At 66.4% G+C, this 24,462-nt stretch carries 20 protein-coding genes and 2 pseudogenes; 11 read left to right on the forward strand and 11 right to left on the reverse strand.

Going from position 1 to position 24,462, the window contains the following annotated elements; translation table 11 throughout:
- Window positions 1–76 precede the first annotated feature (76 nt).
- From cysN to FHR97_RS02010, 3 genes are read right to left on the reverse strand one after another with little or no spacing between them, the layout of a single operon-like run.
- The gene (gene cysN / locus FHR97_RS02000; protein WP_183382084.1) at window positions 77–1,981 is read right to left on the reverse strand and encodes a sulfate adenylyltransferase subunit CysN; all 1,905 of its coding nucleotides are present in this window, start codon (window positions 1,979–1,981) and stop codon (window positions 77–79) included.
- Complete coding sequence (cysD, locus tag FHR97_RS02005) at window positions 1,981–2,883, reverse strand: sulfate adenylyltransferase subunit CysD (RefSeq protein ID WP_183382085.1); 903 nt, start codon at window positions 2,881–2,883, stop codon at window positions 1,981–1,983. The genes cysN and cysD overlap by 1 nt, the downstream gene beginning before the upstream one ends.
- Window positions 2,884–2,914: 31 nt before the next feature.
- Complete coding sequence (locus FHR97_RS02010) at window positions 2,915–3,688, reverse strand: helix-turn-helix domain-containing protein (RefSeq protein ID WP_183382086.1); 774 nt, start codon at window positions 3,686–3,688, stop codon at window positions 2,915–2,917.
- Window positions 3,689–4,117: 429 nt separating this feature from the next.
- On the opposite strand from FHR97_RS02010, the gene FHR97_RS02015 reads away from it, so the two are divergent.
- Window positions 4,118–4,882 carry an ElyC/SanA/YdcF family protein gene (locus tag FHR97_RS02015; protein WP_183382087.1) on the forward strand — a complete coding sequence of 255 codons (765 nt, stop codon included), beginning with the start codon at window positions 4,118–4,120 and terminating at the stop codon, window positions 4,880–4,882.
- On the opposite strand, the gene FHR97_RS02020 is transcribed toward FHR97_RS02015, so the two are convergent.
- A complete protein-coding gene (locus tag FHR97_RS02020) occupies window positions 4,879–5,925 on the reverse strand; it encodes a sugar-transfer associated ATP-grasp domain-containing protein (protein ID WP_183382088.1) in 1,047 nt (348 codons plus the stop codon). The two genes, FHR97_RS02015 and FHR97_RS02020, sit on opposite strands and share 4 nt — an antisense overlap.
- Window positions 5,926–6,201: 276 nt before the next feature.
- On the opposite strand from FHR97_RS02020, the gene FHR97_RS02025 reads away from it, so the two are divergent.
- Window positions 6,202–7,083 carry an ATP-grasp fold amidoligase family protein gene (locus FHR97_RS02025; protein ID WP_183382089.1) on the forward strand — a complete coding sequence of 294 codons (882 nt, stop codon included), beginning with the start codon at window positions 6,202–6,204 and terminating at the stop codon, window positions 7,081–7,083.
- Between the two features lie 111 nt (window positions 7,084–7,194).
- Here the strand turns inward: FHR97_RS02025 and FHR97_RS20225 are convergent.
- Window positions 7,195–7,604: pseudogene (locus tag FHR97_RS20225) on the reverse strand (YjbH domain-containing protein).
- Here FHR97_RS20225 and FHR97_RS20235 point away from each other — a divergent pair.
- From FHR97_RS20235 to FHR97_RS02045, 4 genes and pseudogenes are all read left to right on the forward strand, one after another.
- A pseudogene (locus FHR97_RS20235) lies at window positions 7,545–7,693 on the forward strand (helix-turn-helix domain-containing protein); the annotation flags it as partial. The pseudogenes FHR97_RS20225 and FHR97_RS20235 overlap by 60 nt on opposite strands.
- A 165-nt stretch (window positions 7,694–7,858) precedes the next feature.
- Entirely contained in the window at window positions 7,859–9,298 is a 1,440-nt protein-coding gene (locus FHR97_RS02035; protein WP_183382090.1) for an O-antigen ligase family protein, read from the forward strand.
- Window positions 9,295–10,638, forward strand: coding sequence for a UDP-glucose dehydrogenase family protein (locus FHR97_RS02040; protein WP_183382091.1), 1,344 nt, complete (start codon window positions 9,295–9,297; stop codon window positions 10,636–10,638). Before FHR97_RS02035 ends, FHR97_RS02040 begins: the two co-directional genes overlap by 4 nt.
- A gap of 342 nt (window positions 10,639–10,980) precedes the next feature.
- Window positions 10,981–12,798, forward strand: coding sequence for a hypothetical protein (locus FHR97_RS02045; protein WP_183382092.1), 1,818 nt, complete (start codon window positions 10,981–10,983; stop codon window positions 12,796–12,798).
- 151 nt (window positions 12,799–12,949) lie between these two features.
- Here the strand turns inward: FHR97_RS02045 and FHR97_RS02050 are convergent, their stop codons facing one another.
- The 6 genes from FHR97_RS02050 to leuS all read right to left on the reverse strand — a co-directional run bounded on the left by FHR97_RS02050 (window position 12,950) and on the right by leuS (window position 19,207).
- Window positions 12,950–13,363: a DUF488 domain-containing protein gene (locus FHR97_RS02050; RefSeq protein WP_183382093.1), complete on the reverse strand. Its 414-nt coding sequence runs from the start codon at window positions 13,361–13,363 to the stop codon at window positions 12,950–12,952.
- The gene (locus FHR97_RS02055) at window positions 13,360–14,331 is read right to left on the reverse strand and encodes a PA2778 family cysteine peptidase (protein WP_183382094.1); all 972 of its coding nucleotides are present in this window, start codon (window positions 14,329–14,331) and stop codon (window positions 13,360–13,362) included. Before FHR97_RS02055 ends, FHR97_RS02050 begins: the two co-directional genes overlap by 4 nt.
- Before the next feature lie 15 nt (window positions 14,332–14,346).
- Window positions 14,347–14,742, reverse strand: a complete 396-nt coding sequence (locus FHR97_RS02060; RefSeq protein WP_183382095.1) for a PA2779 family protein — start codon at window positions 14,740–14,742, stop codon at window positions 14,347–14,349.
- A gap of 302 nt (window positions 14,743–15,044) precedes the next feature.
- On the reverse strand, window positions 15,045–16,103 hold the full coding sequence (holA, locus tag FHR97_RS02065) for a DNA polymerase III subunit delta (RefSeq protein ID WP_183382096.1): 1,059 nt from the start codon (window positions 16,101–16,103) through the stop codon (window positions 15,045–15,047).
- Window positions 16,104–16,113: 10 nt separating this feature from the next.
- Window positions 16,114–16,605, reverse strand: a complete 492-nt coding sequence (locus FHR97_RS02070; protein WP_183382097.1) for an LPS-assembly lipoprotein LptE — start codon at window positions 16,603–16,605, stop codon at window positions 16,114–16,116.
- 19 nt (window positions 16,606–16,624) lie between these two features.
- The gene (leuS, locus tag FHR97_RS02075; protein ID WP_183382098.1) at window positions 16,625–19,207 is read right to left on the reverse strand and encodes a leucine--tRNA ligase; all 2,583 of its coding nucleotides are present in this window, start codon (window positions 19,205–19,207) and stop codon (window positions 16,625–16,627) included.
- A 409-nt stretch (window positions 19,208–19,616) separates the two neighbouring features.
- On the opposite strand from leuS, the gene FHR97_RS02080 reads away from it, so the two are divergent.
- The 5 genes from FHR97_RS02080 (at window position 19,617) to FHR97_RS02100 (ending at window position 24,298) form a co-directional block, all read left to right on the forward strand.
- Window positions 19,617–20,138, forward strand: a complete 522-nt coding sequence (locus tag FHR97_RS02080; RefSeq protein WP_183382099.1) for a zinc ribbon-containing protein — start codon at window positions 19,617–19,619, stop codon at window positions 20,136–20,138.
- Window positions 20,139–20,540: 402 nt separating this feature from the next.
- Complete coding sequence (locus FHR97_RS02085) at window positions 20,541–21,026, forward strand: GNAT family N-acetyltransferase (RefSeq protein ID WP_183382100.1); 486 nt, start codon at window positions 20,541–20,543, stop codon at window positions 21,024–21,026.
- A gap of 75 nt (window positions 21,027–21,101) precedes the next feature.
- The gene (locus FHR97_RS02090; protein ID WP_183382101.1) at window positions 21,102–21,953 is read left to right on the forward strand and encodes a phytanoyl-CoA dioxygenase family protein; all 852 of its coding nucleotides are present in this window, start codon (window positions 21,102–21,104) and stop codon (window positions 21,951–21,953) included.
- A 49-nt stretch (window positions 21,954–22,002) separates the two neighbouring features.
- A complete protein-coding gene (locus tag FHR97_RS02095) occupies window positions 22,003–23,235 on the forward strand; it encodes a type III PLP-dependent enzyme domain-containing protein (protein WP_183382102.1) in 1,233 nt (410 codons plus the stop codon).
- Complete coding sequence (locus tag FHR97_RS02100; protein ID WP_183382103.1) at window positions 23,174–24,298, forward strand: ATP-grasp domain-containing protein; 1,125 nt, start codon at window positions 23,174–23,176, stop codon at window positions 24,296–24,298. Before FHR97_RS02095 ends, FHR97_RS02100 begins: the two co-directional genes overlap by 62 nt.
- Window positions 24,299–24,462: the final 164 nt, after the last annotated feature.

Raw genomic sequence — 24,462 nt, forward strand, 5'->3', positions numbered from 1 at the left:
TGGGGATGCCGCGTAGCGGCATTCTTCCAGCTTCAAGCTTATGGCTGACAGCTCCGGGCGAAGCCCGGTCCTGGCTTCAAGCGATTATTTTCCGTTCGCGCAGCAGTTCGATGATCGCATCGGCGGCTTCGTCACTGCTCATCTCGCCGGTCTTGATATGCAGGTCCGGGTTCTCCGGTGTCTCGTAGGCGGAGTCGATACCGGTGAAGTTCTTCAGCTCGCCGCGTCGTGCCTTGCGGTAGAGCCCCTTGGGATCGCGGTCTTCGGCCACCTCCAGCGGGGTATCGACGAAGATCTCGATGAATTCGCCGTCTTCCATCAGGTCGCGGGCCAGTTGGCGCTCGCTGCGGAAGGGCGAGATGAAGGCGGTCAGCACGATCAGGCCGGCATCGGCCATCAGCCTGGCCGTCTCGCCCACGCGGCGGATGTTCTCGACGCGATCGGCATCGGTGAAGCCCAGGTCGCGGTTGAGGCCGTGGCGCACATTGTCGCCATCCAGCAGGTAGGTGTGCTGGCCGGCGGCATACAGCTTCTTCTCCACCAGGTTGGCGATGGTGGATTTCCCGGCGCCGGAGAGGCCGGTGAACCACAGCACCGCGGGCTGCTGTGCCTTGGAAAGGGCGCGTGCCTGCTTGTCGATATCCACGTGCTGCATATGGATGTTCTGGCTACGCCGCAGGGCGAAGTGGAGCATGCCGGCGCCGACCGTGTTGTTGGTCATGCGGTCGATGAGGATGAAGCCACCGGTATCCTGGCTCGTCTGGTACGGGTCGAAGGCCACGGGCTTGTTCAGGCTCAGGGTACAGATCCCGATGCCATTGAGATCCAGTTGCTTGGCCGCGGCATGCTCCAGGGTGTTGACGTTCACCTGGTACTTGATGTCGCTGACGGTGGCAGAGACGGTCTGGGTGCCCAGCTTCATCAGGTAGGGGCGGCCGGGCAGCAGTGGCTGCTCGTGCATCCACACCAGGGTGGTCTCGAACTGGTCGGCGGTCTGCGCCGGCTGCTCGACGCCGGAGATCACATCGCCGCGGGAGATGTCGATCTCGTCGTCCAGCAGCAGGGTGACGGACTGGCCGGCCACGGCCTCGTCGAGGTCGCCGTCGAAGGTATAGATCCGCGAGACCTTGCTGGTCTTTCCGGAGGGCTGCACGCGGATGGCGTCGCCGGGTTTGACCGTGCCGCTGGTCACCATGCCGGTGAAGCCGCGGAAGTCCAGGTTGGGACGGTTGACCCACTGCACCGGCAGGCGGAAAGGCGCGCGCTGCAGGTGCTCGTCGTCGATTTCCAGCGTCTCCAGGTAGGCCATCAGGGTGGGACCGTGGTACCAGGGCATGTGGTGGCCATGCTCGATGACGTTGTCGCCCTTGAGTGCCGACATGGGGATGAAGGTGATCGCCTCGAGCCCCAGCTGCCTGGCGAAGGCCCGGTACTCCTCGACGATCTCCTCGAAGCGCGCCCTGGAGTAGTCCACCAGGTCCATCTTGTTGATTGCCACCACCACCTGGCGCATGCCGATCAGCGACATCAGGAAGCTGTGGCGGCGGGTCTGGGTAAGGATGCCGTGACGGGCGTCGACCATCAGGATGGCGGCATCGGCGGTGGAGGCGCCGGTCACCATGTTGCGGGTGTACTGTTCGTGCCCCGGCGTATCGGCGACGATGAACTTGCGCTTGTCGGTCGAGAAGAAGCGGTAGGCCACGTCGATGGTGATGCCCTGTTCGCGCTCGGCGGCCAGGCCGTCCACCAGCAGGGCGAAATCCATCTCGCTGCCCTGGGTGCCGTACTTCTTCGAGTCGGCCTCGATGGAGGCCAGCTGGTCCTCGAACAGCAGCTTGGACTCGAACAGCAAGCGTCCGATCAGTGTGCTCTTGCCATCGTCCACGCTGCCGCAGGTGATGAAGCGCACGAGCCCCTTGTGTTCATGGGCTTTCAGGTATTGTTCGATGTCACCGGCGATCATGTCGGAGGCGTGTGCCATCAGAAGTACCCCTCTTGCTTTTTCTTTTCCATGGAGGCGGCGCTGTCGTGGTCGATGACGCGGCCCTGGCGCTCGGAGGTGCGGGTGAGCAGCATCTCCTGGATGATATCCGGCAGGGTGTCGGCCTCGGATTCGATGGCACCGGTGAGCGGGTAGCAGCCCAGCGTGCGGAAGCGCACCTTGCGCATCATCGGCACCTCGCCGGGCTCCAGCGGCATGCGCTCGTCGTCGACCATGATCAACGCGCCGTCACGCTCCACCACCGGGCGCTCGGCGGAGTAGTAGAGGGGCACGATGGGGATCTCCTGCAGGTAGATGTACTGCCAGATATCCAGCTCGGTCCAGTTGGAGAGCGGGAAGACGCGGATCGACTCCCGCTGGTGCTTGCGCGTGTTGTAGAGCTTCCACAGTTCCGGGCGCTGGTTCTTGGGGTCCCAGCGGTGCTGGGCGGTGCGGAAGGAGAAGACCCGCTCCTTGGCCCGGGACTTCTCTTCGTCGCGGCGCGCCCCGCCGAAGGCGGCATCGAAGCCGTACTTGTCCATGGCCTGCTTGAGGCCCTCGGTCTTCATCACGTCGGTGTGAATGGCCGAGCCGTGGGTGAAGGGGTTGATGTCCTTCTCGATGCCTTCCGGGTTGATGTGCACCAGCAGGTCCATGCCCGCTTCCTCGGCCATGCGATCGCGGAACTCGTACATGGCGCGGAACTTCCAGCGGGTATCCACGTGGAGCAGTGGAAAGGGCGGCGGGGAGGGCGCGAAGGCCTTGCGCGCCAGGTGCAGCATCACGGCGCTGTCCTTGCCAACGGAGTAGAGCATCACCGGGTTCTCGGTCTCGGCGACCACCTCGCGCATGATCTGGATGCTCTCGGCCTCGAGCCGTTGGAGATGGGTGAGTGTCGTCATCGTCCTTCCTGTGATGGTGAATTCAGGGCAATCAACCGCGTGTAGAGGCTGCCCTGAGGTTGGCGTTGGGCGGTACGTTGATCAGGGCGAAGTCGGGGTGATCGTCGAGCCAGCCCTGGATTTCCGGGCAGGCCTGGAAGTAGGCACCGTGAAAGATCAGTGCCATCGGGCCTCGCGAGGCCAGGCGCGCGAACAGCGTCAGGTAATCGTCGGCGAGGGGCGGCGCGGTGAAGCAGCGGGTGTACAGGGCTCCGCGCTTGCCGTGCAGGTAGAGCTGATAGCGGCGGGAGGCGTTTTCCGCCGACGTGGCAGGCACCGCCACGCGAACGCCCCCCTGCCAGTGTGCGGCGCTGCCCTGGCCCAGGCGCTCGAGTGCCGGCTGCACCTGCTGGCGAAACCAGCGCCCTTCGCGGGAGCGACGCCGGGCCAGATCGTCCAGCGCCATCGGGGATGGCTTGAGGTTCTGTGTGGCCAGCCAGTGTTCGATGGCACGGGGGGAGGCGTCGCCGGCCCCCGCATCGCTGAGTGCCTGGGCCAGGGCGCGGCTGCTCCAGCCGGGCTCGTCGGTGTCGGGCCAGTGAGTGAGTCGCTGCCACAGCCGCCGCTGCAGTGTCTCGTCCAACCGATGAGCCTGGCCGGTGGGGCGGCCGCGGGGCCGAATCGGCACGGCTTCCCAGCCGCCTTCCCGGAAGGCCTTCCAGGCCGCCGAGACCGTGGGCGCGGAGAGCCCCGTTCGACGCGCGGACTCGGCCACCGTCAGTCCATCAAGGCGCAGGCGCACGGCTTCCAGACGGCGCTCGCTCACAGTTTCGGGCGATAAATGTTTAGCGTTCATTGTTACGCCAACTCTCTGATTTTTGAGGAGTTCGTAAGATGACTGCCATGTTTGGTGAACCGATATTTATCAGTAGCATAAAACCCCTGGTGCAATCCCTCAAGTTTGCCTTCAATCTTCCAGGATGAACTGATGGAGGGGCGGTCGGGCAGCACGACGCTGAAGCTGATGAGTGCCAGTATGGTGCTGCCACATAAGACGGTAAGTGTTGAGGCGTTTGTAGGAACGCAGTGGGTTGCGCGATCCGTCGCGAAGCGGTGGTGGGGGGAGCCTCGGGCGCCTGGCGGCGCCATCGCCGATACGTCGGACCGGCGCTCCAACAGGGGGGGCTTCCAAAAAGGGGGGCTCCTGCAGAGCCGTGAAGTAACAACGAAGACGCGCAGGGAGGCGATGACGAGGATGTATGATCTGCTGAAGACGCTGGTGGGGGAGCTGCTGCTGCCCTTGCCGGTGGCGCTGGGCCTGGGGGGGCTGGGGTTGCTGCTGGCCTGGTGGGGGCGGCGCCGGCTCGGCGCGAGCCTGGCCGTCGCGGGGCTGGCGCTGCTGGTGCTCTCGAGTTGGGCGCCGGTGGCCGATCGGTTGCTGGCGCCGCTCGAGGCGCGCTATCCCGCACTCGAGACGCTGCCGGAGGACGAGCCCCTGGCGGGCATCGTGGTGCTGGGCGGGGGCTGGGCGTGGCAGGCGCCCTGGACGGTCACCGGCCAGTTGACCGAGAGTTCGGCCATCCGCCTGATGGAGGGCGTGCGGCTGTGGCGCCAGCAGCCGTCGTTGCCGCTGGTGGTCACGGGGGCCAGCCGCGCGCCCGGGGCTCGGCCGGTGGCCCATGGCTACGCCCGGGCCGCCCGTGAGCTGGGCGTGGCGCCGGACCGATTGCGGGTGCTGGATTTTCCGACCGATACCGGCCTCGAGGCGCAGGCGGTGCGCGAGGCGCTGGGGAAGGGCGCGCGGGTAGCCTTGGTGACCTCGGCCTCGCATATGCCCAGGGCCATGCGGCATTTTCGGCGGGCTGGGCTCGAGCCAGTGGCCGCCCCCACCCATTACCTGGCCGAGCGGAGTCGCAAGGATAGCCTGGGGTATTGGGTCCCCTCGGCCACCGAGCTACGCAAGACCGAGCGGGCGATCCACGAGCACCTGGGGCAGCTGGCGGTAACCCTGGAGCATTAGGCCAGCACTCGCACCTTGATACGCTCCAGTTCCTGGGCCATGCCCTCGCCGACGGGCATCTGCCACAGCACCTTGCCCCAGTTGTGGTTGCCCTCGAGGAGCAGCGGGCCGTCCGGGGTCACGGCGATGTCCCAGCCAATGACCCGGGCCTCGGTTTGCCGAAGGGCCGAGCGTTTCGCCAGGTCCAGTACCGCGTCCCACATCGGGATCGCCTTGCCCTGGAAGGTCTCGCCGGTCTTCGGATGGCGCTCGAACGTCCTGTCGATCAACGAAGCGCTGGCGATGGCCGGCCCGGAGATTACCCCACTGTCCAGGTCGACGGGCACCGCCAGGCCGCCGGAGCCGAGGTTGTCCACCACCTTGCCGTTGGAGAAGCGTGCCCGGGCGAAGAGGAACTCGATCTCGCCCGCGGTGGTCACGGCGGTGACCACCCGGATGGTGCTCAGGGCGTCCGGCGAGATGCGCTGGAGGTTCGGGTGATTGGTGAGTCGACGCTCGACGATATAGGTCCCGCCGCCCGCCGTGGCGCGGGCGAGCGCGCCTCGGCCGTCTTGTCTCAGTTCCTCGGCACTGAGGACGCTGGCGCCGGAGCCACATTGACCGTCGGCGGGCTTGATGAAGATGTCATGCCCTGCGGCCCGGAGCGCCTCGAGCAGGGGCTCGGGGTCGTCCGTGGCGGTATGGAACCGCGCGCTGCCGTCCATGAGCTCGCGATAGCGTTCGGTGAAGCGTGTCTTGTCGGCGAAGTCGCCGCGTATGGTGGCCGGGACGAAGCGCCGCTGCGCCAGCCACATGCCGACGGTGCCTACCCAGCGTTTGCGCTCGGCATGGAGCTTGTCGTAGAAGCCGAACAGGAAGTATTCCTCGGGCGAGGTACCGTAGCGGAAGGGGGCCAGGATCGAACCGACCAGCGCCCGAGCGCCGCCGCGTCGGGAGAGCGTCCGGGATTCCCGGGCAAATCGCAGGGTCTTGGGCCAGTCGGCCTTGACCAGGCAATAGCCGGCGCCGATGAAACGCAGGCCGGCAGTCATGACAGGATGCATGCTGGTTCCCTCGCTGCAAGAATGACCATCGCGCAGGCATCGACGATGGCATCGGCCACCCGACCCGTCGGCGGCCCCCCTGAGTAGCGAAACCCTGGCTGTTCGATTCGATTGTAGATGAGCCCGGCCGCGACGTGAGTGTCAAGCGCACGATCTTCGAGCCCTTCAACGGACGACGTTGCGGCGGCCAGACGGCAAGGCGCTATCCTTCAGGCTTAAAGGGAGGCGGGGCACGCGGACCAGCGCGTTCCGTCACGATAGAGGGGAAGGCCCAGCATGACGAAGTTGATGAGAAAATTTTATGATGTCCTGCCGGCGGCCGCCAAGGACCATATAAAGTTCGTCTCCCGGCTGCATTATCTTCCGAACTTCAAGCAGCCGAGAACCTACAACGAGAAAGTCAACTTCAGGAAGCGCCATTACACGTCCGAGCTATTCGCGCTATGTGCCGACAAGGTCAAGGTCAAGGACTATGTCCGGGATGCCGTGGGCAGCGAGGTCGTCATCGACAACCTGTTCGTGGGTGACTCGCTGGAACCGGCGCATTTGCAGGAGTTGATCATCGCCAATGATGGCGCGGTGTTGAAGACCAACCATAATTCCGGGACGGTGTTTATCTTCGACCGCGATACCGGCCGCGAGGAAATCGAGCATGCCTGCGCGGTGGTCGGCCGGGGGCTGGGCAAGGATTATGGGAAAATCAAGCGGGAGCCCTGGTACAGCGATATCACACCGAAGCTGCTGGTGGAACGTAAACTGCCCGTGAAAGCGGGCGAAGCCGCGCTGGATTACAAGTTCCACGTCTTCAAGCAGGGCGAGGGGTGCGATCCGGTGGTGATCCTGCATGTCGACTTCGATCGCTTCACCAACCACAGCCGCTCCTATTTCAGCGAGGACCTGGAGTGGCTACCCTTTGCCGTCAAGTATCCCTCGATTTATCACCGGATCGAACGGCCCGAGAACTACGAGCGGATGCTCGAGATCGTCAAGACCCTGGCCGAGCCGTTCTCCTATGTGCGTGTCGATCTCTATAACATTCGCGGCCGGATCTTCTTCGGAGAGATGACCTTCGCCCACGCCGCGGGATTTGGGGCCTTCACCAGCAAGGCGTATGACCTGTGGATGGGCAATCTCTGGAAGTGTGATCCCAGGTACTGAGGCGCCGGCCGGCCAGGCCGGGCGCGCCGACCGCATGATCCGACGGGGGAGGCGCTCAACGCCAGGCCTGATCGCTCTCTTCCCACAGGCGGTGCAGGTCTCGATCCTGGGTCATGTCGTAGAGCCGATAGCGTCGCGCGAGCCGCCGTCTCGCGTCAGCGCCGACCAGGCCATGTGCATATGGCTGCGGGTCGAGGTGGTGAAGAAGGCGTCCAGCGGCAGCGAGACGTAGATGCCCTTGTCGAAGCTGCCCTCGCCGTAGTCGTCGCCGGCATCCGTGAACGAGGCCCAGGCCCCATGACAGCCCCGGAGTCGAATTCCCGCGAGAGGTCGAAGGTGGCGCCGAGATCCTTGGCCAGATAACGACCGACGCTGACCTTGGCGAGGACATCCTCGATTCCGGCATTCTGGCCGCAGACACTGAGTGCAACACCTGATCTTTCAGGTAAAGTTTTGTGTCCATGTCCTATTCTGAACTCAGTATCGAAGAACGCGCCACGCTTCAGGTCAGCTTGGCTCACGGCATGAGTAGGTGGGAGATCGCTCGCTCGGTGGATCGGCCCCCTCAACCATCAGTCGCGAGATACAACGCAACCAGAAGCCCTGTGGGTGATAATCCTTCCGGGATCGGTCTGCCGCGGCTCGGGGAGAGATTAACGACCGGGCCAATCTGCATATTGCACCCGTGACATGAAAGTATTGCTACAGGTGCAGGTGGTGAAACGCCCGTGTGGGTATGCAGGATACGCCGAACGGGCCCGAGGGGGAGTGAGGCATGATACCGTCGGCGATCTGGCCGCGGCCAGTGGCGCAGGGCGATGATCCCTGGCGTCGTGGCAATACCCTGCTGCTATGGGCCTTCGTATCGCTGTTGATCCTGGTGCCCTGGGGCTATGCGGCGGTGCCGCTGGCGGCCGGGCTGCTGGCGCTGTGCGGGATGTTGGCTCGCCGGGGGCTGACCCGCCAGTGCCCGGCCCTGCTGGATGGCGAGGATTGGGGCTGGTTGCTGGTACTGGCGACCTTCGCCGGCCTGTGGTGCTGGGACGTGGCGCGCACCGGCGTATGGCCGGTGGCCGAGCATGGACGCGGCTGGCTGTTGCCGCTGTGGCCGCTGCTGGCGGCGGCGCTGCTGATCTGGCTACGCCGCCATCCGCCGTCGCGCATGGGCTGGTGGCTGGGCCTGCTGGTGGGCGGGCTGGGGGCCGGGGCGATTGCCGTACACGAACGTTTCGTGCTCGGTGCCTACCGCGCCGACAACGGCATGAATGCCATTCCCTTCGGCAATCTCGCCCTGCTGCTGGGCGTGCTGGCGCTGGTGGCCCTGCTCGGGCGCCTGTCCCGTTCTCGGCGACCGTCTCCCTGGCTGACCGCGGCCCTGGGCCTGGCAGCGGTGGCCGGTGTCGCGGCCTCCTTCCTCTCCGGCACTCGCGGTGGCTGGGTGGTGGTGCCGCTGCTGGCATGGATGGGCTTTCGCGCCTTTCGCGGGGTCTTTCCCCGGCGTCGCCTGCTGATGGCGGCGGCGGGGTTCTGGGGGCTGCTGGCCGGGCTGGTCGCGATGACGGCCCTCACCGATTACGGGGTCTCCGTGCGTATCGAGAGGGCCGTGGATGATGTGCGCGACTATGTGGCGGAAGTCGATAGCGGCAGCTCCGTGGGGTTACGCCTGGAGATGTGGTATGCCGGCGGCCAGCTGTTTCTGGAGAGGCCGCTGACCGGCTGGGGCGAGGGACAGCTGCAGGCGGCCCGGGATGCGATGGTCGAGGCAGGCGTATTGCATCCGGAGGTGAGCCGGTATGATCAACTGCATAGCGATATCATCGACACCACGGCGCGGCGCGGGGTGCTGGGCCTGCTGACGCTGGTCGCGCTGTACGGCGTGCCCGCCTGGCTGTTCGCCCGGCACCTGCATCGAAGCCGTGATCCCCAGACCCGAACGCTGGCCCTTTCCGGGCTGATGGTGGCCGTGGCCTTCGTGGATTTCGGCTTGACGCAGTCCATGCTGCGTGACGTGAGAGGGTTGAGCGGCTACCTGGGACTGAGCGTGGCCTGCTGGGTGTTGTTGAAGGCCCGTCTGGTGACCTTGAGGTTACGTGAGGCACCCGGGAGCTGTCCGAGTGGGGTGTCGGACGCCGCGAGGGGCGGCATCGCCGACAAGGGATCTGTCAAGATGTTCGAAGACGATACATCGGAAAGAGAGAAGGAGCCTGGGGAATGAAGATCACGATTTTCGGTACGGGGTATGTCGGGCTGGTGACCGGGACCTGCCTGGCCGATGTGGGGCACGACGTGATGTGCATGGATGTGGATGGCGACAAGATCGCGCGGCTGCGCGAGGGCGTGATCCCCATCTACGAGCCGGGCCTCGAGGCGTTGGTGAAGAGCAACGTGGATGCCGGTCGGCTGCGCTTCACCACCGACCCCGTCGAGGCGGTGGCCTTCGGCACCCTGCAGTTCATCGCCGTGGGCACGCCGCCGGATGCGGACGGCAGTGCCGACCTGCAATACGTGCTGACGGTGGCCGAGACCATCGGCCGGCATATGCAGGACTACAAGGTGATCGTCGACAAGTCCACCGTGCCGGTGGGAACGGCCGATCGGGTGCGTGGCAAGGTGGCCGAGACGCTGGCGGCCCGTGGCGAGGCACTCGACTTCGATGTCTGCTCCAACCCCGAGTTCCTCAAGGAGGGGGCGGCCATCGAGGACTTCACCTATGGCGCGCGCATCGTGGTGGGAACCGATTCGGAGCGGGTCAAGGAGCTGATGCGCGAGTGCTATGCCCCCTACAGCCGGCTCCATGACAAGATGATGTTCATGGACGTGCGCGCCGCGGAGCTGACCAAGTATGCGGCCAACGCCATGCTGGCCACCAAGATCAGTTTCATGAACGAGATCGCCAATCTCGCCGAGCGCCTGGGGGCGGACGTGGAGCAAGTGCGCCACGGCATCGGCAGCGACCCGCGCATTGGCTACCAGTTCATCTACCCGGGCTGTGGCTACGGCGGCTCCTGCTTCCCGAAGGACGTGCAGGCGCTGGCGCGCTCCGCCGCAGAGGTGGACTACCAGGCCGAGCTGCTCAACGCCGTGGAAGCGGTGAACCGCCGGCAGAAGCAGAACCTGTTCACCAAGCTCGACCAGGCCTTCGATGGCGACCTGGCGGGCAAGACCATCGCCTTGTGGGGGCTCTCCTTCAAGCCCAACACCGATGACATGCGCGATGCCCCGAGCCGTACCCTGATGGAGGCGGTGTGGAACGCCGGTGGCCGCGTGCAGGCCTTCGATCCCGAGGCCATGAAGGAGTGTCGCCGACTCTATGGGGAGCGTGACGACCTGACCCTGGTGGCCGACCGCATCCAGGCGGTGAAGGGGGCCGACGCCCTGGTGATCTGTACCGAGTGGAAGGAGTTCCGTAGCGTGGACTTCGCGTGGCTGAAGGCCAACCTGACCACGCCGGTGATCGTCGACGGCCGGAATCTCTATGACCCGCAGACTGTCAAGCGCGCCGGCCTGCTCTACTTCGGCGTGGGTCGCGGCGACTCGTTGCAGGCGGTCGTCTAGACATGCTGGATTGACCTGACCCGCCGCGAACGTGATCCCCGCTGCCCCCTTGCGCCCAGCTGCGCAAGGGGGCTTTCGTATGGGGCCGCGCAGCGGCGGTGGGGATGCCTCGGCGCCTGGCGGAGATGTATCAGTTTCGTCATTCCTCGATGTGTAGGCAATTCGTGAATGCGTGGGGTGTGTGACGTGAAAAATTCAAGAAAAAGCGGGATGGACGTCACGCCAGCAGTTGCGCTGTACTGGTCAGCGGCACTTTTCATTACCTGGAGTTACCTTGTGTCACCTGGCGTTACCTAGGGAGGGGTGGCTTTCGGTCACCTCACGACATTCGCGAGGGCTTCCATGACCGACTTCCTGTTCAGCTCCGACCGTCTCCCCTCCGGCCGCCTTGCCCAGGCCTTGCAGCCGCTCCATCTCGAGGATGCCGTCCCGGTGTCGGAGTTTCACGGCGACTGGGGGGCCCTGGCTGTCACGCCGTCACGCTATTCCGGCTTTGCCCCGGTCGAGACCGATACCCATCTCTGCGTGATCATCGGGGGGCCGGTGCTGTACTTCCGGGATAACGACTTCCTGGCCGGCGGCGACCGTCAGGCCGGGACGAAAGCCATTCTCGCTCACTGGCAAGGGGGAGAGGCGGACTGGAGCGAGGATCTCAGCGGTCCCTTCGTCATCCTGATCATCGACAAGGTCTCGCAGCGGATCACGTGCATCACGGACCTGATGCTGTTCATCCCCGTCTACCGCTATCAGCAGGCATCGTGGCTATGCCTGGGCACCCACGTCGATGCCGTGGCGGGGGCGTGTGGCCGTGAGGCGGATTTCGATGAAACCTCGCTGGTGGATTTCATCCTGCACGGTGCCGTCACTTTCCCCCATACGGCCTATCACCTGGTCCAGCTGTGCCATCCGGGAACGGAGCATGAGTTCCAGTTGATCGGCGGTCAGGTGCATGACTTCCCGCATGTTCCCTACTGGTGCCCGAAGGAAGAGCCCCTGTTCGATGACCTGGCGTCGGCGGCGGGGGCGCTGCGTGTCGGAGTCGAGGGGTATGTCGAGCGCGTCACGAGCTCGATGCATCGCGTGGCCCAGTTCCTGAGCGGTGGCGAGGATTCCCGGGTCGTCGCGTCGATGTTACCGCAACGCTTGGCACGTGATGCGTTCGTGTTCCTGAACGGCCACACCCGCGAAGAGAGGATCGCCGGCAAGGTGGCCGTGGCCTCGGGCGCGAACTTCCGGCCGCAGTACCGGGGGCCGCTCCACTACCTGGAGTTGATGCAGGAGGCGTCTCGGCTGGTCGGCAGCGGGCACCAGTATATCCATGCTCACGCCCTCGGCTTCCATCGCCAGTGCGATCTGTCGTCCTACGAGGCGGTGTTTGGCGGCTATCTTGCCGACTGCCTCATCAAGTCCCACCACGCTCGCCCGGTGCCGGGATCGAATTTCTTCGTTTTCCTGCCCCAGGTCGACATGGGCGGGGAGACGCGCACCCGGGAGGTCAGGAGCGATCTCTTTCCCCGGAGCCTGTTGCGCGAGGTGACCCAACGCCGACGCGCCCATTTTCAGGAGGTCAGCGCGATCAGGCCCCACAGTGCCCATGAATGGTTCAGACTGTGGCCGATGACCATGGAAACCGCGATTCCCAACCTCTACAGCAACCGGCGCCTGTTCCGCAGCTATGAGATGTTCACCTGCAAGGAAGCGGTCAAGGTGAGCGCCGCCACGCCAATCGCCTGGAAGTTGAATCGGCGGCTGTTCCTGAAGGCGTTCCGGCCCTATCTGAAACCGACTCGGTTCCTGTTCCATACCGATGGGCGGCTGCCCTATTTTCCCTGGTGGGTCAACCTGCCCCTTCGTACCTCGTTGTGGTCTGCTCGCCAGTTGTTGCGGCGCACCGGGCTACAGACGCAATACCAGGGATCCTGGGCTGACTGGAAGTCGGTGATCGCGAGCCAGCCGTGGAAGCGCCTGTGCGAGACCACGACGCCGGAGAGCATGAGCCTGCCGTCACTGCGGGCGGCGTTGGCCAATGAGGCGCTGGCGCCGGGCAGGCTGTCCGTGCCTCAGCAGGTCAACCTTCTGCAGGTCTGCTACCTGACCTCGGCGGCCTGCCGTTGGGGGGCGGGTGAGGCGTCCCGGGCCGACACCCTGCTGTCTCGTTGAGTCGCCTGGTGCGGGCGGGATGCGAGGGGGCGCTCGGCCTGGGGATGCCTCGGGCGCCTGGCGGCGCCATCGCCGATACGTCGGACCGGTTCTATCGTCGATGCGTCGGACCGGCGCTCCCTCAGGTCCAGCCCTCCCCCAAGAGTTGTCGTCATTTGGCCCCGAAGCAGGGCGGCGAGGCCGGTTCCCGATCCTCGGCATCTTCGTCCTCGAGGGCCTTGAGCAGTGCCTCCCGGAGCATCGGCAGGTGAGAGGCCTCGAGATCCCGTGCCGCCGAGAGCAGGGTCAGACGCTCCTGCCGGGCGTGACGCATCAGCGGCAACAGGCAGTCGGGATCGTCGCGCAGCTCGCCGCGGTAGCGCGCGGCAAACACGCTGGCACTGATCTCCCCCTGATGGTACTGCCGGCGCAGGGCGGGGGAGGGCGAGGCATCACGATACCAGTCGGTCAGTGCCAGGGATTCCCGGCGCTTGCCCCGCGGCCATAGGCGGTCGACCAGTATCCGGGCACCGTCCTCGGCTTCCGGTGCCTGGTAGATGCGCTTGAACACGATGTCGTAACTCATCCATCTGTCTCCTGATCGAGGGCCGCCTGTTCCTCCCGGGCCCTCGCCTGCCAGGGCCCGGGGAGCGCGGCCGCCCGGGCCAAGGCACGACGTGCCATCTGCAGGTCTCCCTCCCGGCTTGCCAGCAGGCCCAGGTTGAGCCAGGCCGGTGCCAGCTCGGGATCGGCGGCCGTGGCGGCACGGTAGGCCGCCATGGCCCCGGGCCGATCGCCGGTCGAGTGATGGGCATTGCCCAGGGCGAACTGCACCATCGCCGCGGTGGGGTGGCGCTCGGCGAGGGCCTGCCAGGCGGGCAGGGCCGCCCGGCTGCCCCGCGCCGCCTCGAAATCGGCGATCGCCCGGGTGGCGGCATCGGCGTCGAGGCTGGCCGGCAGCTCACCCGGTGGCAGTGCCACGAAGGCCCAGCGGTCGCTGCGGGCCCAGGTGGCATCGAAGCGCGCGAAGTCGACGGCACGGCCGGGCGTCATGCCGGTATGCAAGATCAGTGACTCGTCCGGCAGGTCGTAGCCGATGGCGACGGCATAGTGCCACAGCGGCCAGGCGGGGAGCGCCAGGTTCTGCATCACCACCACCGGATGCCCGGCCGCCAGTTCCTCGAGAAGGGCGCCGAACGCCCCCGGGAGCCGGAACGGGATCATCCCCTGGCGGCGTACCGTGGCGAGCATCTCCGGTTGCACGCTGCCTTCCCGCCCGGGCAGGAAGACCTGGGGAATGAGGGCGTCGACACCGACATCGCGGCCGCCGGCGTTGAGCACCATGGCCAGTGATGCCGGCCCGCACTGGTAGTCGCGCTGACCATGGAAGGGCACGTCGTCGAGACGTACCCGGTCGGGCAGGGCGTCACGGGTGGCGGGCGTCAGTTGGGGGGCGGTCGCGCACCCCGTCAGCAACAACAGGTAGGCCACCATCACAAGAACGCCCGCGATGCGGGCGTTCTTGCGTTCCTGTGGCCGGAAGGGGCCGGTCATTCGCTGCCTCGGGTCTCAGCGGGTGAAGGGGTAGACATCGGTGAGGCCGAGGATATCGGTCACCAGCAGGATGACGAAGACGGCGAAGAGGACGCCGACCACGCTGGCCCCGGCGGGCAGTTGATCGAGACGCTCGGCCATCTGGCGGGCTTCCTCGTCGGAGAGGGCGGCCACCCGGGCTTCCACCTCGGTCGGCGAGACGCCCTGGGCCAGGAGCTGCTGCTGAACGTCGTCGCGGGCGAGGACCTCGCGGATCTTGGCTCGATCGCTCTGGGCGGAGCTGGCGTCGAGTACGGCCGTGGTGCCGACAAGGTCATCGTCGGCCGGCACGGGGGCGGCGGCGACCGGCAGGCTGCCCAGGACCAGGGCGGCGATCAGGAGCGGGCTGAGGAGTCGGCTGAGTCGTTTCATGATGGCGTTCCTTTTTCTGTCATGGTTGGTCCGGCTCGTGTCCGCTCTGCATGGGGCCTCCTTGTCCCATGCCGGCGGCGATGCCCCGACAGTATAGAATATAAGTCACTGACGTTTCACGACTCTGCGTTGATTTCCTTGGCATTGCCTGGTCGCGGCCCGGCCGGCTACGGGGTCCCGCCGCCGTGAAGTGCTTGGCTGTCCGGTGGTGTCGCAGGGGGCGTCGCCCCCCAACCCTGGAGCGGATGTCTCGCATCGCGCGGGGGCCTGTGTCGCTGCGGCGGGCATGGCGAGTCGGGAACTCAGCCGACCCGATAGGAGGAGGGCAGTTCCGCCAGCGGGCCGCGGCCGCCGGCCAGCGTCAGGGCCAGGTCATGCAGGCCGTCCCAGAGGGGAATGGGACTCGCGCCCTTGATCGCCAGGTCCAGTCGCTGGGCGAACAGCAGTAGCTTGTGCAGGCGCTTCATGGGCAGGCGGCTCAGGGCCTGTTGGTAGGCGGGGCGTCGCTTGTCGAAGATGGGGGGTTTCTGCGCCTTGCAGGCATGCTCGAGGCTCTGGCCCTGGTCCAGGTGCTGGTGAAGCGAGAGCAGCAGACGCAGTTCGCGGGTCAGCGCCCAGAGCACGATGGGGGCCTCGACCCCCTCGCCCTGCAGCCCGGCCATGATGCGGGCGACGCGCACGCGCTCGCCCTTCAGGCAGGCATCCATCAGCGTGAAGACGTCGAAGCGGGCGCTGTCCTCCACGCCCCCGGCGACCTGTTGCGGCGAGATCCGCGCGCCGGGAGGGGACAGCAGGGCGAGCTTCTGCAGCTCCTGGTCGGCGGCCAGCAGGTTGCCCTCGGTGCGCTCGCCGAGCAGGCGGGCGGCATCGAGGTCCATCGTCAGCCCATGGCGACCGGCCCGGTCGCGCAGCCAGAAGTGCAGTCGCGAGGCGTCCACCGGCCAGACCGGGACGAAGAGCCCGGCCTTGTCCAGGGCCTTGAACCAGGCGCTCTTCTGCTCCCGGTAGTCGAGTTTGCCGGCGGCGATCAGCAGCACGTTGTCGCTCGTCGCCATGCCCTCGGCGTATTCGCGCAGTGCCTTGGCGCCTTCCTGGCCGGGCTTGCCGTTGCCCAGGCGCAACTCGATGAGCTTGCGCGAGGCGAACAGCGAGAGGCTGGCCGAGGCCTCGGTGAGTCGACCCCAGGCGAAGTTGGCCTCCACGTGGAGCACCTCGCGTTCCTCGATGCCCGCCGCCCGGGCGGCGCCACGCACCGCGTCACAGGCTTCCATGTGCTGCAGGGGTTCGTCGCCGGCGACGATCACCACCGGCGGCAGTGACTTGGCCAGGGCCGGTTCGAGCTTGTCGGGAAAGACCTTCACGATACGCCCTTCATGCCTCGGCGAGCGGGCGCAGGCGGTCGAGCAGCTGGCGGGCGGCCTCGCGGCGCAGCCGTTCCTTGACCGCCTCGCGCTGTTCGTCGCCGGCCAGCAGGTTGTCCTCGCTGACGTCGAAGCGCTCGCTGACGTCCAGGGTCTGCTGGTCGAGGCGATAGGCGCCATCGGCGCGTCGCTGGACCGAGAAGGGCACGCGCAGCGTCATCTCGTGTTCCTGGTTGCCCGAGTCGAGCACGCTCAGGCCGCGCTCCACGAACTCCCCGGCGCCGAGGTTGAGCACCAGGGGGGCGTCGTCACGCACCTGGGTGCCGGCGGCCTCGAGCCGCTCCGTGGCCACCCGCCGGAACTCGCCCTCGCTGCCGGCGATGGCCAGTGCCTCGAGGCGCAGGGCGGACCGACCGTACCCGCGCAGGTGGAAGCCGCAGCCGGCCAGTGCCAGGGAGGCACCGGCGGCGAGACTCAGGCGAAGCAGGGTGCGACGTTGCATGGAAGCTCCTTTCCGGCCCTCAGCCGACGACGATGTTGACCAGCTTGCCGGGCACCACGATGACCTTGCGCACTGTCTTGCCCTCGACATGGCGCTGGACGTTCTCGGCGGCCATGGCCTGGGTCTCGACGGCCGCCTTGTCGGCATCGGCCGGGACCTCCAGGCGAGCGCGCAGCTTGCCATTGACCTGGACGACCAGCTCGATGGTGTCGCGGGCCAGCGCCGACTCGTCGAGGGCCGGCCAGGCGGCATCGATGGCCGGCTCGTCATGGCCGAGCTCGGCCCAGAGGGCGTGGCAGGCGTGGGGGGTGATCGGCGCCAGCAGCAGCACGCAGGCCTCGACCGCCTCGCGGGCCACGGCCAGGCCGAGCGGGCTGGTATCTTCGAACTTGCCCAGCGCGTTGGTGAGTTCCATCACCGCGGCGATGGCGGTGTTGAAGGTGGTGCGCCGGCCGATGTCGTCGCTGGCCTTCTTGATGGTCTCGTGGGTCTTGCGACGCAGTTCGCGCTGGGCGTCGTCGAGGGCAGCGATGTCGAGCTCGCCGGGCGTGCCGGCCTCGAGGTGCTCGGCCACCAGCCGCCACAGGCGCTTGAGGAAGCGGTGGGCCCCCTCGACGCCGGAGTCGGACCACTCCAGGGACTGCTCGGGGGGCGCGGCGAACATCATGAACAGGCGCACGGTATCGGCCCCGAAGCGGTCGATCATCGCCTGGGGATCGACGCCGTTGTTCTTCGACTTGGACATCTTCTCGATGCCGCCCATCTCCACCGGCTGGCCATCGCTCTCGAGCACCGCGCTCAGCGGCCGGCCCTTGTCGTCGCGCGTCACCACCACATCGGCCGGGTTGAACCAGTCCTTGCCGCCGTTCTTGGTGGGCCGGTAGAAGGTCTCGGCGATCACCATGCCCTGGGTCAACAGGCGCTGGAAGGGCTCGTCGGAGTCCACCAGGCCGAAGTCGCGCATCAACTTGTGGAAGAAGCGCGCGTAGAGCAGGTGCAGGATGGCGTGCTCGATGCCGCCGATGTAGAGGTCCACCGGCAGCCAGTAGTTGGCGCGCTCGTCGAGCATCGCCTCCGGGTTGTCGGCGCAGGCGAAGCGCGCGTAGTACCAGGAGGACTCCATGAAGGTGTCGAAGGTATCGGTCTCGCGCACCCAGCCGTCGCCCAGGTCACTGAACGCGGGCATCTTCTTGAGCGGCGAACCGGAGGCGTCCACGGTGACCTCCAGCGGCAGCTCGACCGGCAACTCGGCGTCGGTGAGCGGCACGGTCTGGCCCTCGGGGCCGTACTTGACCGGAATCGGCGCGCCCCAGTAGCGCTGGCGGGCCACGCCCCAGTCACGCAGCCGGAAGTGGGTCTTGACCTCGCCGTGGCCCTGCTCGGCCAGTTTGGCGGCGATGGCGTCGAAGGCCGCCTGGAAATCCAGGCCATCGAACTCGCCGGAGTTGATCAGCACGCCGTAGTCGTCATGGGCGCCCTGGCTGAGGTCCGGGGCCCGGCCATCCGCCTCGGCGATCACCGGCTCGATGGGCAGCGAATACTGGTTGGCGAACTCCCAGTCCCGCTGGTCGTGGGCGGGCACCGCCATGACCGCGCCCGTGCCGTACTCCATGAGCACGAAATTGGCCACGTAGACCGGCACGCGACGGCCGGTGAGGGGATGCACGGCCTGGTAGCCGGTGTTCATGCCCTTCTTTTCCATGGTGGCGAGCTCGGCCTCCGAGGTGCCGCCATGGCTGCACTCCTCGAGGAAGGCGGCAAGCTCGGGCTGGCCCTCGGCCGCGGCGCGGGCCAGGGGGTGAGCGGCCGCCACGGCCACGTAGGTCACGCCCATCAGGGTGTCGGGGCGGGTGGTGTAGACCCGCAGCGGCTCCAGGGCGTTGTCCTCATGGTCGGCGACGTCGAAAGCCAGCTCCACGCCCCGGGACTTGCCGATCCAGTTGCGCTGCATGGTCTTGACCTGCTCGGGCCAGTCGACCTTGTCGAGGTCTGCCAGCAGCTCCTCGGCGTAGTCGGTGATCTTGAGGAACCACAGCGGGATTTCCTTGCGCTCCACCGGCGCGCCGGAGCGCCAGCCGCAGCCGTCGATGACCTGCTCGTTGGCCAGCACGGTCTGGTCCACCGGGTCCCAGTTGACGGTGGACATCTTCTTGTACACCAGCCCCTTCTCCACCAGCTTGGTGAAGAACCACTGTTCCCAGCGGTAGTAGTCGCTGTCGCAGGTCGCGAACTCACGGCTCCAGTCGTAGGCGAAGCCCAGCGCCTTGAGCTGGTCGCGCATGTAGTCGATGTTCTGGTAGGTCCACTTCGCCGGCGGCACCTGATTCTTGATGGCGGCGTTCTCCGCCGGCATGCCGAAGGCGTCCCAGCCCATCGGCTGCAGGACGTTCTTGCCCTGCATCCGCTGATAGCGGGAGACGACATCGCCGATGGTGTAGTTACGCACATGCCCCATGTGCAGCTTGCCGCTGGGATAGGGGAACATCGACAGGCAGTAGAACTTCTCGCGGCCGGCGTCTTCCACCGCCTTGAAGCACTGGTTCTTGTCCCAGTAGTGCTGGGCGTCGCGTTCGGTGTCAAAGGGCTTGTATTGTGCGTCCATCGCTGTCTTCGGGTACCTTGCTAGTCGAGAGCAGCGCCCGGGGCGCTGCGCATGTCAGCGGGCCTTGTCCGGCGTCAGGGTTCGCCCCGTCGAGGCGGGGAACCCATTGATTCGCCGTCGGGCATGTCGTCTAAATGGAAGAACCGTTGGGTCGCAAGGATACCCCAGCACGGCAGGCCTCGGCTATGGTGGCCTGGCCACCCACCAGCAGGGCTATCGCAGTTGGGTCTGGCGAGGGGCGCCGGGGACGAGCCGAAGAGGAGGTCCTACGCCAGGGATGGCGTCGGTAGCGTACAGGGAGGTATTCACAGCGCCTCCTTGAAGGCTTGTCGACGGATCAGCCCCGAGTGACAACGCTAAGCGCTAGCCCTGTGGCCACCAGGCCCAGTGCGGACACGAGGAGACCAGCATGAGCGAGCACAAGGAACCGCAGCATCAGGACCATCGGTTGAAGGACGCCTATGAACGGGTGCTGTCCCGTCTCAAGGAAGGCGCCGGCGAGCTCAACCGGGAGAACCTGCAGAAGGAACTCGACGAGGCCGTGGAGTTCGAGGCGGAGGTGGAAGAGTTCACCCGGGACGAGCTGTCGCTGCTGCGTGCCTGGGTCGAGCGCGACCTCAAGGAGATGCGTCGCTACCTGGGCGCCGGCGGCGAGGGCGTGGCCAGCTGGCTAGGCATCGACCTCTCGATGCTCTCCCGCAAGGTGGTGGAGTCGCTGCTGTCCATCGCCGACCGCAGCCTGGTCGAGCGCGAGCGCCTCGAGGAGGACCTGGAGGCTTCACGGGCCGATTACACGGCCGGCGAGATGGCGGCCCCCGGCCGCATGGCCTGCACCCACTGCGACGCCATCGTCGAGCTCGAGGGCATCACCCGTATCGAGCCCTGTCACCAATGCGGCCATCGCTACTTCGTGCGCGCCCCCCTGGGCTGAGTCTCAGGCATCCTCCGAGCGACGCCGGCAGGGCAACCGGACAGTGAGCCGGTTGCCCCGCGGCGAGCCTCCTGCGCGCCCCGGGCGGTGATCGGCTCGCTGCTCTTGCGGGGCAGCGGCAGCATCAGGCCATAACGGAACGCCTGGCCGTACCCTCCTACAGTGGACGCCGAAGATCCACTGGCAGAGACCGATGTCTCTTGTTTGAAACGACCCTCTAATCCTTTTTTCCTATGCCGATGCATTAGCAATACCACCTGGCAACAGGCCAGGTGAAGTGTAACTATTTGTAATAGTTTGTATGCAAAAATAGTGTTCGTGTGGACTTGTGTTTGTTTGTTGTAAAGCCTCGGGTGAGGGCAACGGCAACGCCATGGGGCGGCGGAGACCGAGGAGATAGCCATGACGCTGATGATGCACAGCTCGCGAATCTGGCATGCCGGCCCGGGCGAGATTGCCGGCTGGGAGCTTCCGCTGCGTCGACTGGTGCGTGAAGAGCAGGCGCGCCAGGCAGGGGCGCTGATTCGCGGCGTCGATCTCGACGCCTACCTCGATCGAGTCGTCGCGCGAGGCGAGTTCGTGCTGTTGACGCTGGATGAGCACCTGGGCGGGTTTTGCGCCTTCTATGCCTTCGACCCGGCGCTCGACAGCGCCTTTATCACACTCTTCGTGGTGGCCCCCGAGGGACGCGGCCTGGGGCTGGCCGAAGCGATGCTGGCGTGCGTGGCGACCCAGGCCCGGCAGCGGGGCTATCGCTATCTGACGCTCTGGGTGGGTGAGGACAACGTCCCGGCTTTGCGCTTCTATCGGCGCCAGGGATTCCGGGTGCTGGCACATGATGACGAGAAAGGGCAGGTCTTCGTGCGCCTGACAGTGGGGGAGGCGTGAAGCCGGCTCGGGGCGCAGGCCATCATCGATCACGGGCGGCAGTCGACCGTACGGGCTAGAGGAAGGGGGGGCAACATGCAAGGACATCATGCACTGAGCACAGGTGAGGGAGGAGTCGCCGGCGAGGGGGGGCCGGAGGCCGAACCGTCGATGAGTGTGGAGGAGTTCGACACCCGGATTCGGCGCGACGGCTGGGTAGTGTTCGAGCGTGCGCTATCGCCGGCCTTCACCCGCCTACTGAGACAGGATTGCCTGAAGTGGATCGCGCATTGTCAGGCCCTGCAGGTGCGCAACGGCGTCAACGCCTCCGGCGATGGGACGGGGCACCACTGCCTGGGCGCCGGCGACAGCATCGACCGCTACATCCACATGCACCTGTTCCATCCCTATATCGCTCGCTACTTCGATGACGAGCCCTATATATGTCACTCCCTGACGCCTATTGGCGGCTTCCCGGGGCTGAACACCTACGTGCACAAGCTGCATCGCGATGTGCGCACCGTGATTCCCGGCTATCCCTTCAAGCTGAACATGCTGGTGATGTGCGATGACTTCACCCCGCACAATGCCACCCGGGTGCTGACCGGGTCGCATACGCGGACGTCTCCCCCCGAGGTCGAGGAGTTCGAGCGCTGCCACGAGCGCATGCTCGGGCCGGCCGGCTCGGTGGTGCTGTTCAACTCGGCGCTCTGGCACCAGGGCACCAGAATTCCCGGGCCGGAGCTCCGGGTGGCGTTGACCGTGGGCTATGGCCGGGCCTTCGTGAAGCCTGCCATGGACTATGCCCGCATGCTGGGCGAGGCGTACGGCCGGTCGCTGTCGCCGCTGTCCCGCCAGGTGCTGGGCTACAACGCCCGAGTGCCGGTCAGCCTGGAGGAGTGGTATCGCCCGGCCGGCGAGCGGCTCTATCGCCCCGATCAGGGATGAGCCTGAGGCCTTCCCGAGAAACTCTTCCACCTGCACAGGGGAACCAGAGATGCGCCTTGACCATGCCTGGCTGGCCAGACTCTCGGCTCGACTCGGCGGCAGTTTCTACGTCTTCGACGAGGAGGTGTTTGCCGACAACTACCGGCGGCTCCGGGATGGGCTGAGGCGGGAGTGGCCGCGAAGCGAGGTGGCCTATGCCATGAAGGCTAACTACATGCCGCCGATCGGCCGCTGGCTGTCGCGCCACGAAGGTCTGGCCGAGGTGGTGTCCCGCTTCGAGTACGAGGTAGCGCGTCAGCACCTGCCCGGACGGCAGCTGATCTTCAACGGTCCGATCAAGCGCACGGCGGACCTGCGCCGGGCCCTGCGGGATGGCAGCCAGGTGAACCTGGACAGCTTCGAGGAGGTCCGCCGGCTGGCACGGCTGGCGGGGGAGTTCACGCGTGTGCGCATTGGACTGCGTCTCAATTTCCCCGACCCGGAACTGGAGAGCCGCTTTGGCTTCGAGGTTGAAAGCGGTGAGCTCGAGCGGGTGCTGGCGGCGCTGGCGGCGATCGGAAATGTTGAGTTGGTGAGCCTGCACTGCCATGCCACCTGTCGCGCGCGAGGCGTCCGGGATCCGGTGGAACGTCTGCGTCGGCTGTGCGAGCTGGCCGGAGAGCTGATGGCCGAGCATCCCCTCGAGACTCTCAACATCGGCGGCGGGCTGCTGGGGCGGATGCCCGAGTCGCTGAAAGCCCAGTTCCCGTTCCCGGTGCCCGAGCTCGACGAGTATGCCGCCGAGATCGGTGCCGCCATGGCTCGCTATGCACCCTCGCCTTCGCTGCGCCTGGTCGTGGAGCCGGGCGTCTCGATGATCGCCGATACCATGGTGCTGGTGGCTCCGGTCATGGAAGTGCGCCGCCGTCGCCGGGGGTGGCAGGCGCTGCTGGACACCAACGTCAACGGCATCAATCCGACCCGCAGCGATACGTGTCCCTCGCTGCGGGCCGTGACCCCGCGCCGGCATGAGGCCGAGTCGCTGCGCCGCTATCGGCTGGTCGGTAATACCTGCATGGAGCATGACGTGATCTGTGAGGCCTTCGAGGCGTCCCGCCTCGAGGCGGGTGACTTCATTGTCGCGGCGAACCGGGGCGCCTACTCCCTGAACTACACGCCGCCATTCATCGTGCCAGTGCCGGCGCTCGTCGATCGCCATGGCCGGGTACTGAAGGCGGCTGATGATCATCACGCGCTGCTGGCCGGCTATCGCCAGCCTGCCGCCGACCTCACTGAGGGCTGAGACATTGAATATACTGCTGACCTGTGCCGGACGGCGCCACTATCTGGTCGAGTACTTTCGCCGAGCCCTCCAAGGGCGGGGGAGGGTGCTGACCGCTGACAGCAGCCCCCACGCCATCGCTCTCCATGCGGCGGACAAGGGAATCGTCGTGCCCCCCATAAGCGATCCGGGCTATGTGACCCGCCTGCTGGCGCTGTGTCTGGCGGAGGACGTGGAGCTGGTCGTGCCGCTCAATGACCATGAGCTGCCCGTGCTCGCCGAACATCGCGACCGCTTCCAGCAGGTCGGAGTGGAGGTGGTGGTCTCGTCGCCGCAGGTGGTCGCGAAGGCGGCCGACAAGCTGGCCACGGTGCGCTTCGCCCGGGAGGCGGGAGTGTCGACGGCGACGACCTATACACGGCTGTCGGATGCCCTTGCGGGACTATCACAGGGGCACCTGACGTTCCCCCTGTTCGTCAAGCCGCGTTGGGGCACGGCCTCGATCGGCATCGAGCGGGTGACGGGGCGTGAGGAACTGGAGCTGGTCTGGCGACGGGCCGACCTGGTTGAGGCGAGCCGGGGGCGGCCGGTGGAAGCTGAACGGGCGACCGGCCTGCTGATTCAGGAGGCGCTGCCGGGGCTGGAATACGGACTCGACGTGATCAACGACCTGGCCGGGCGCTACCAGGCCACGCTAGTCCGACGCAAGCTGTCGATGCGGGCGGGTGAGACCGACTGTGCGATCACCGAGGCGTGCCCGGCGCTGGTCGAGATCGGACGGCGAATCGGTGAAGCCCTGGGCCACGTGGGCAACCTGGATTGCGACGTCTTCTGGGACGGGAAGCGAGGACATCTGCTGGAGATGAACCCCCGCTTCGGGGGCGGTTATCCATTCAGCGCCGAGGCCGGCGCCGACGTACCCGGTGCGCTGCTGGCCTGGGCGGAGCGGCGTGATCCACCCGCGGGCTGGGCGAGTCCCGAACCGGGTGTGGTGACTGGCAAGTACTACGATCTGATGCGCACCGGGTTGCTGATGGCCGAGCGGCGACCCGTTCAGGCACGTCTCGCCCCCGGTATCTCGTGAGGCGAGGAGTGGCTACTTTTGAGGCAGGTGGCCGTAGCAGGAAGGCGATGCGGGCCGTCCTCCTTATACGGCGCGCTGAGCAGGGCATCGAGCAGGATCGGCAAGCAGGTGGCTTCCAGGTCGCACGCGACCGATGGGTCGCCGGTTTGCCATGCGAGCGGCCC

It is taken from the genome of Halomonas stenophila, from assembly GCF_014192275.1.
GTDB lineage: Bacteria > Pseudomonadota > Gammaproteobacteria > Pseudomonadales > Halomonadaceae > Halomonas > Halomonas stenophila.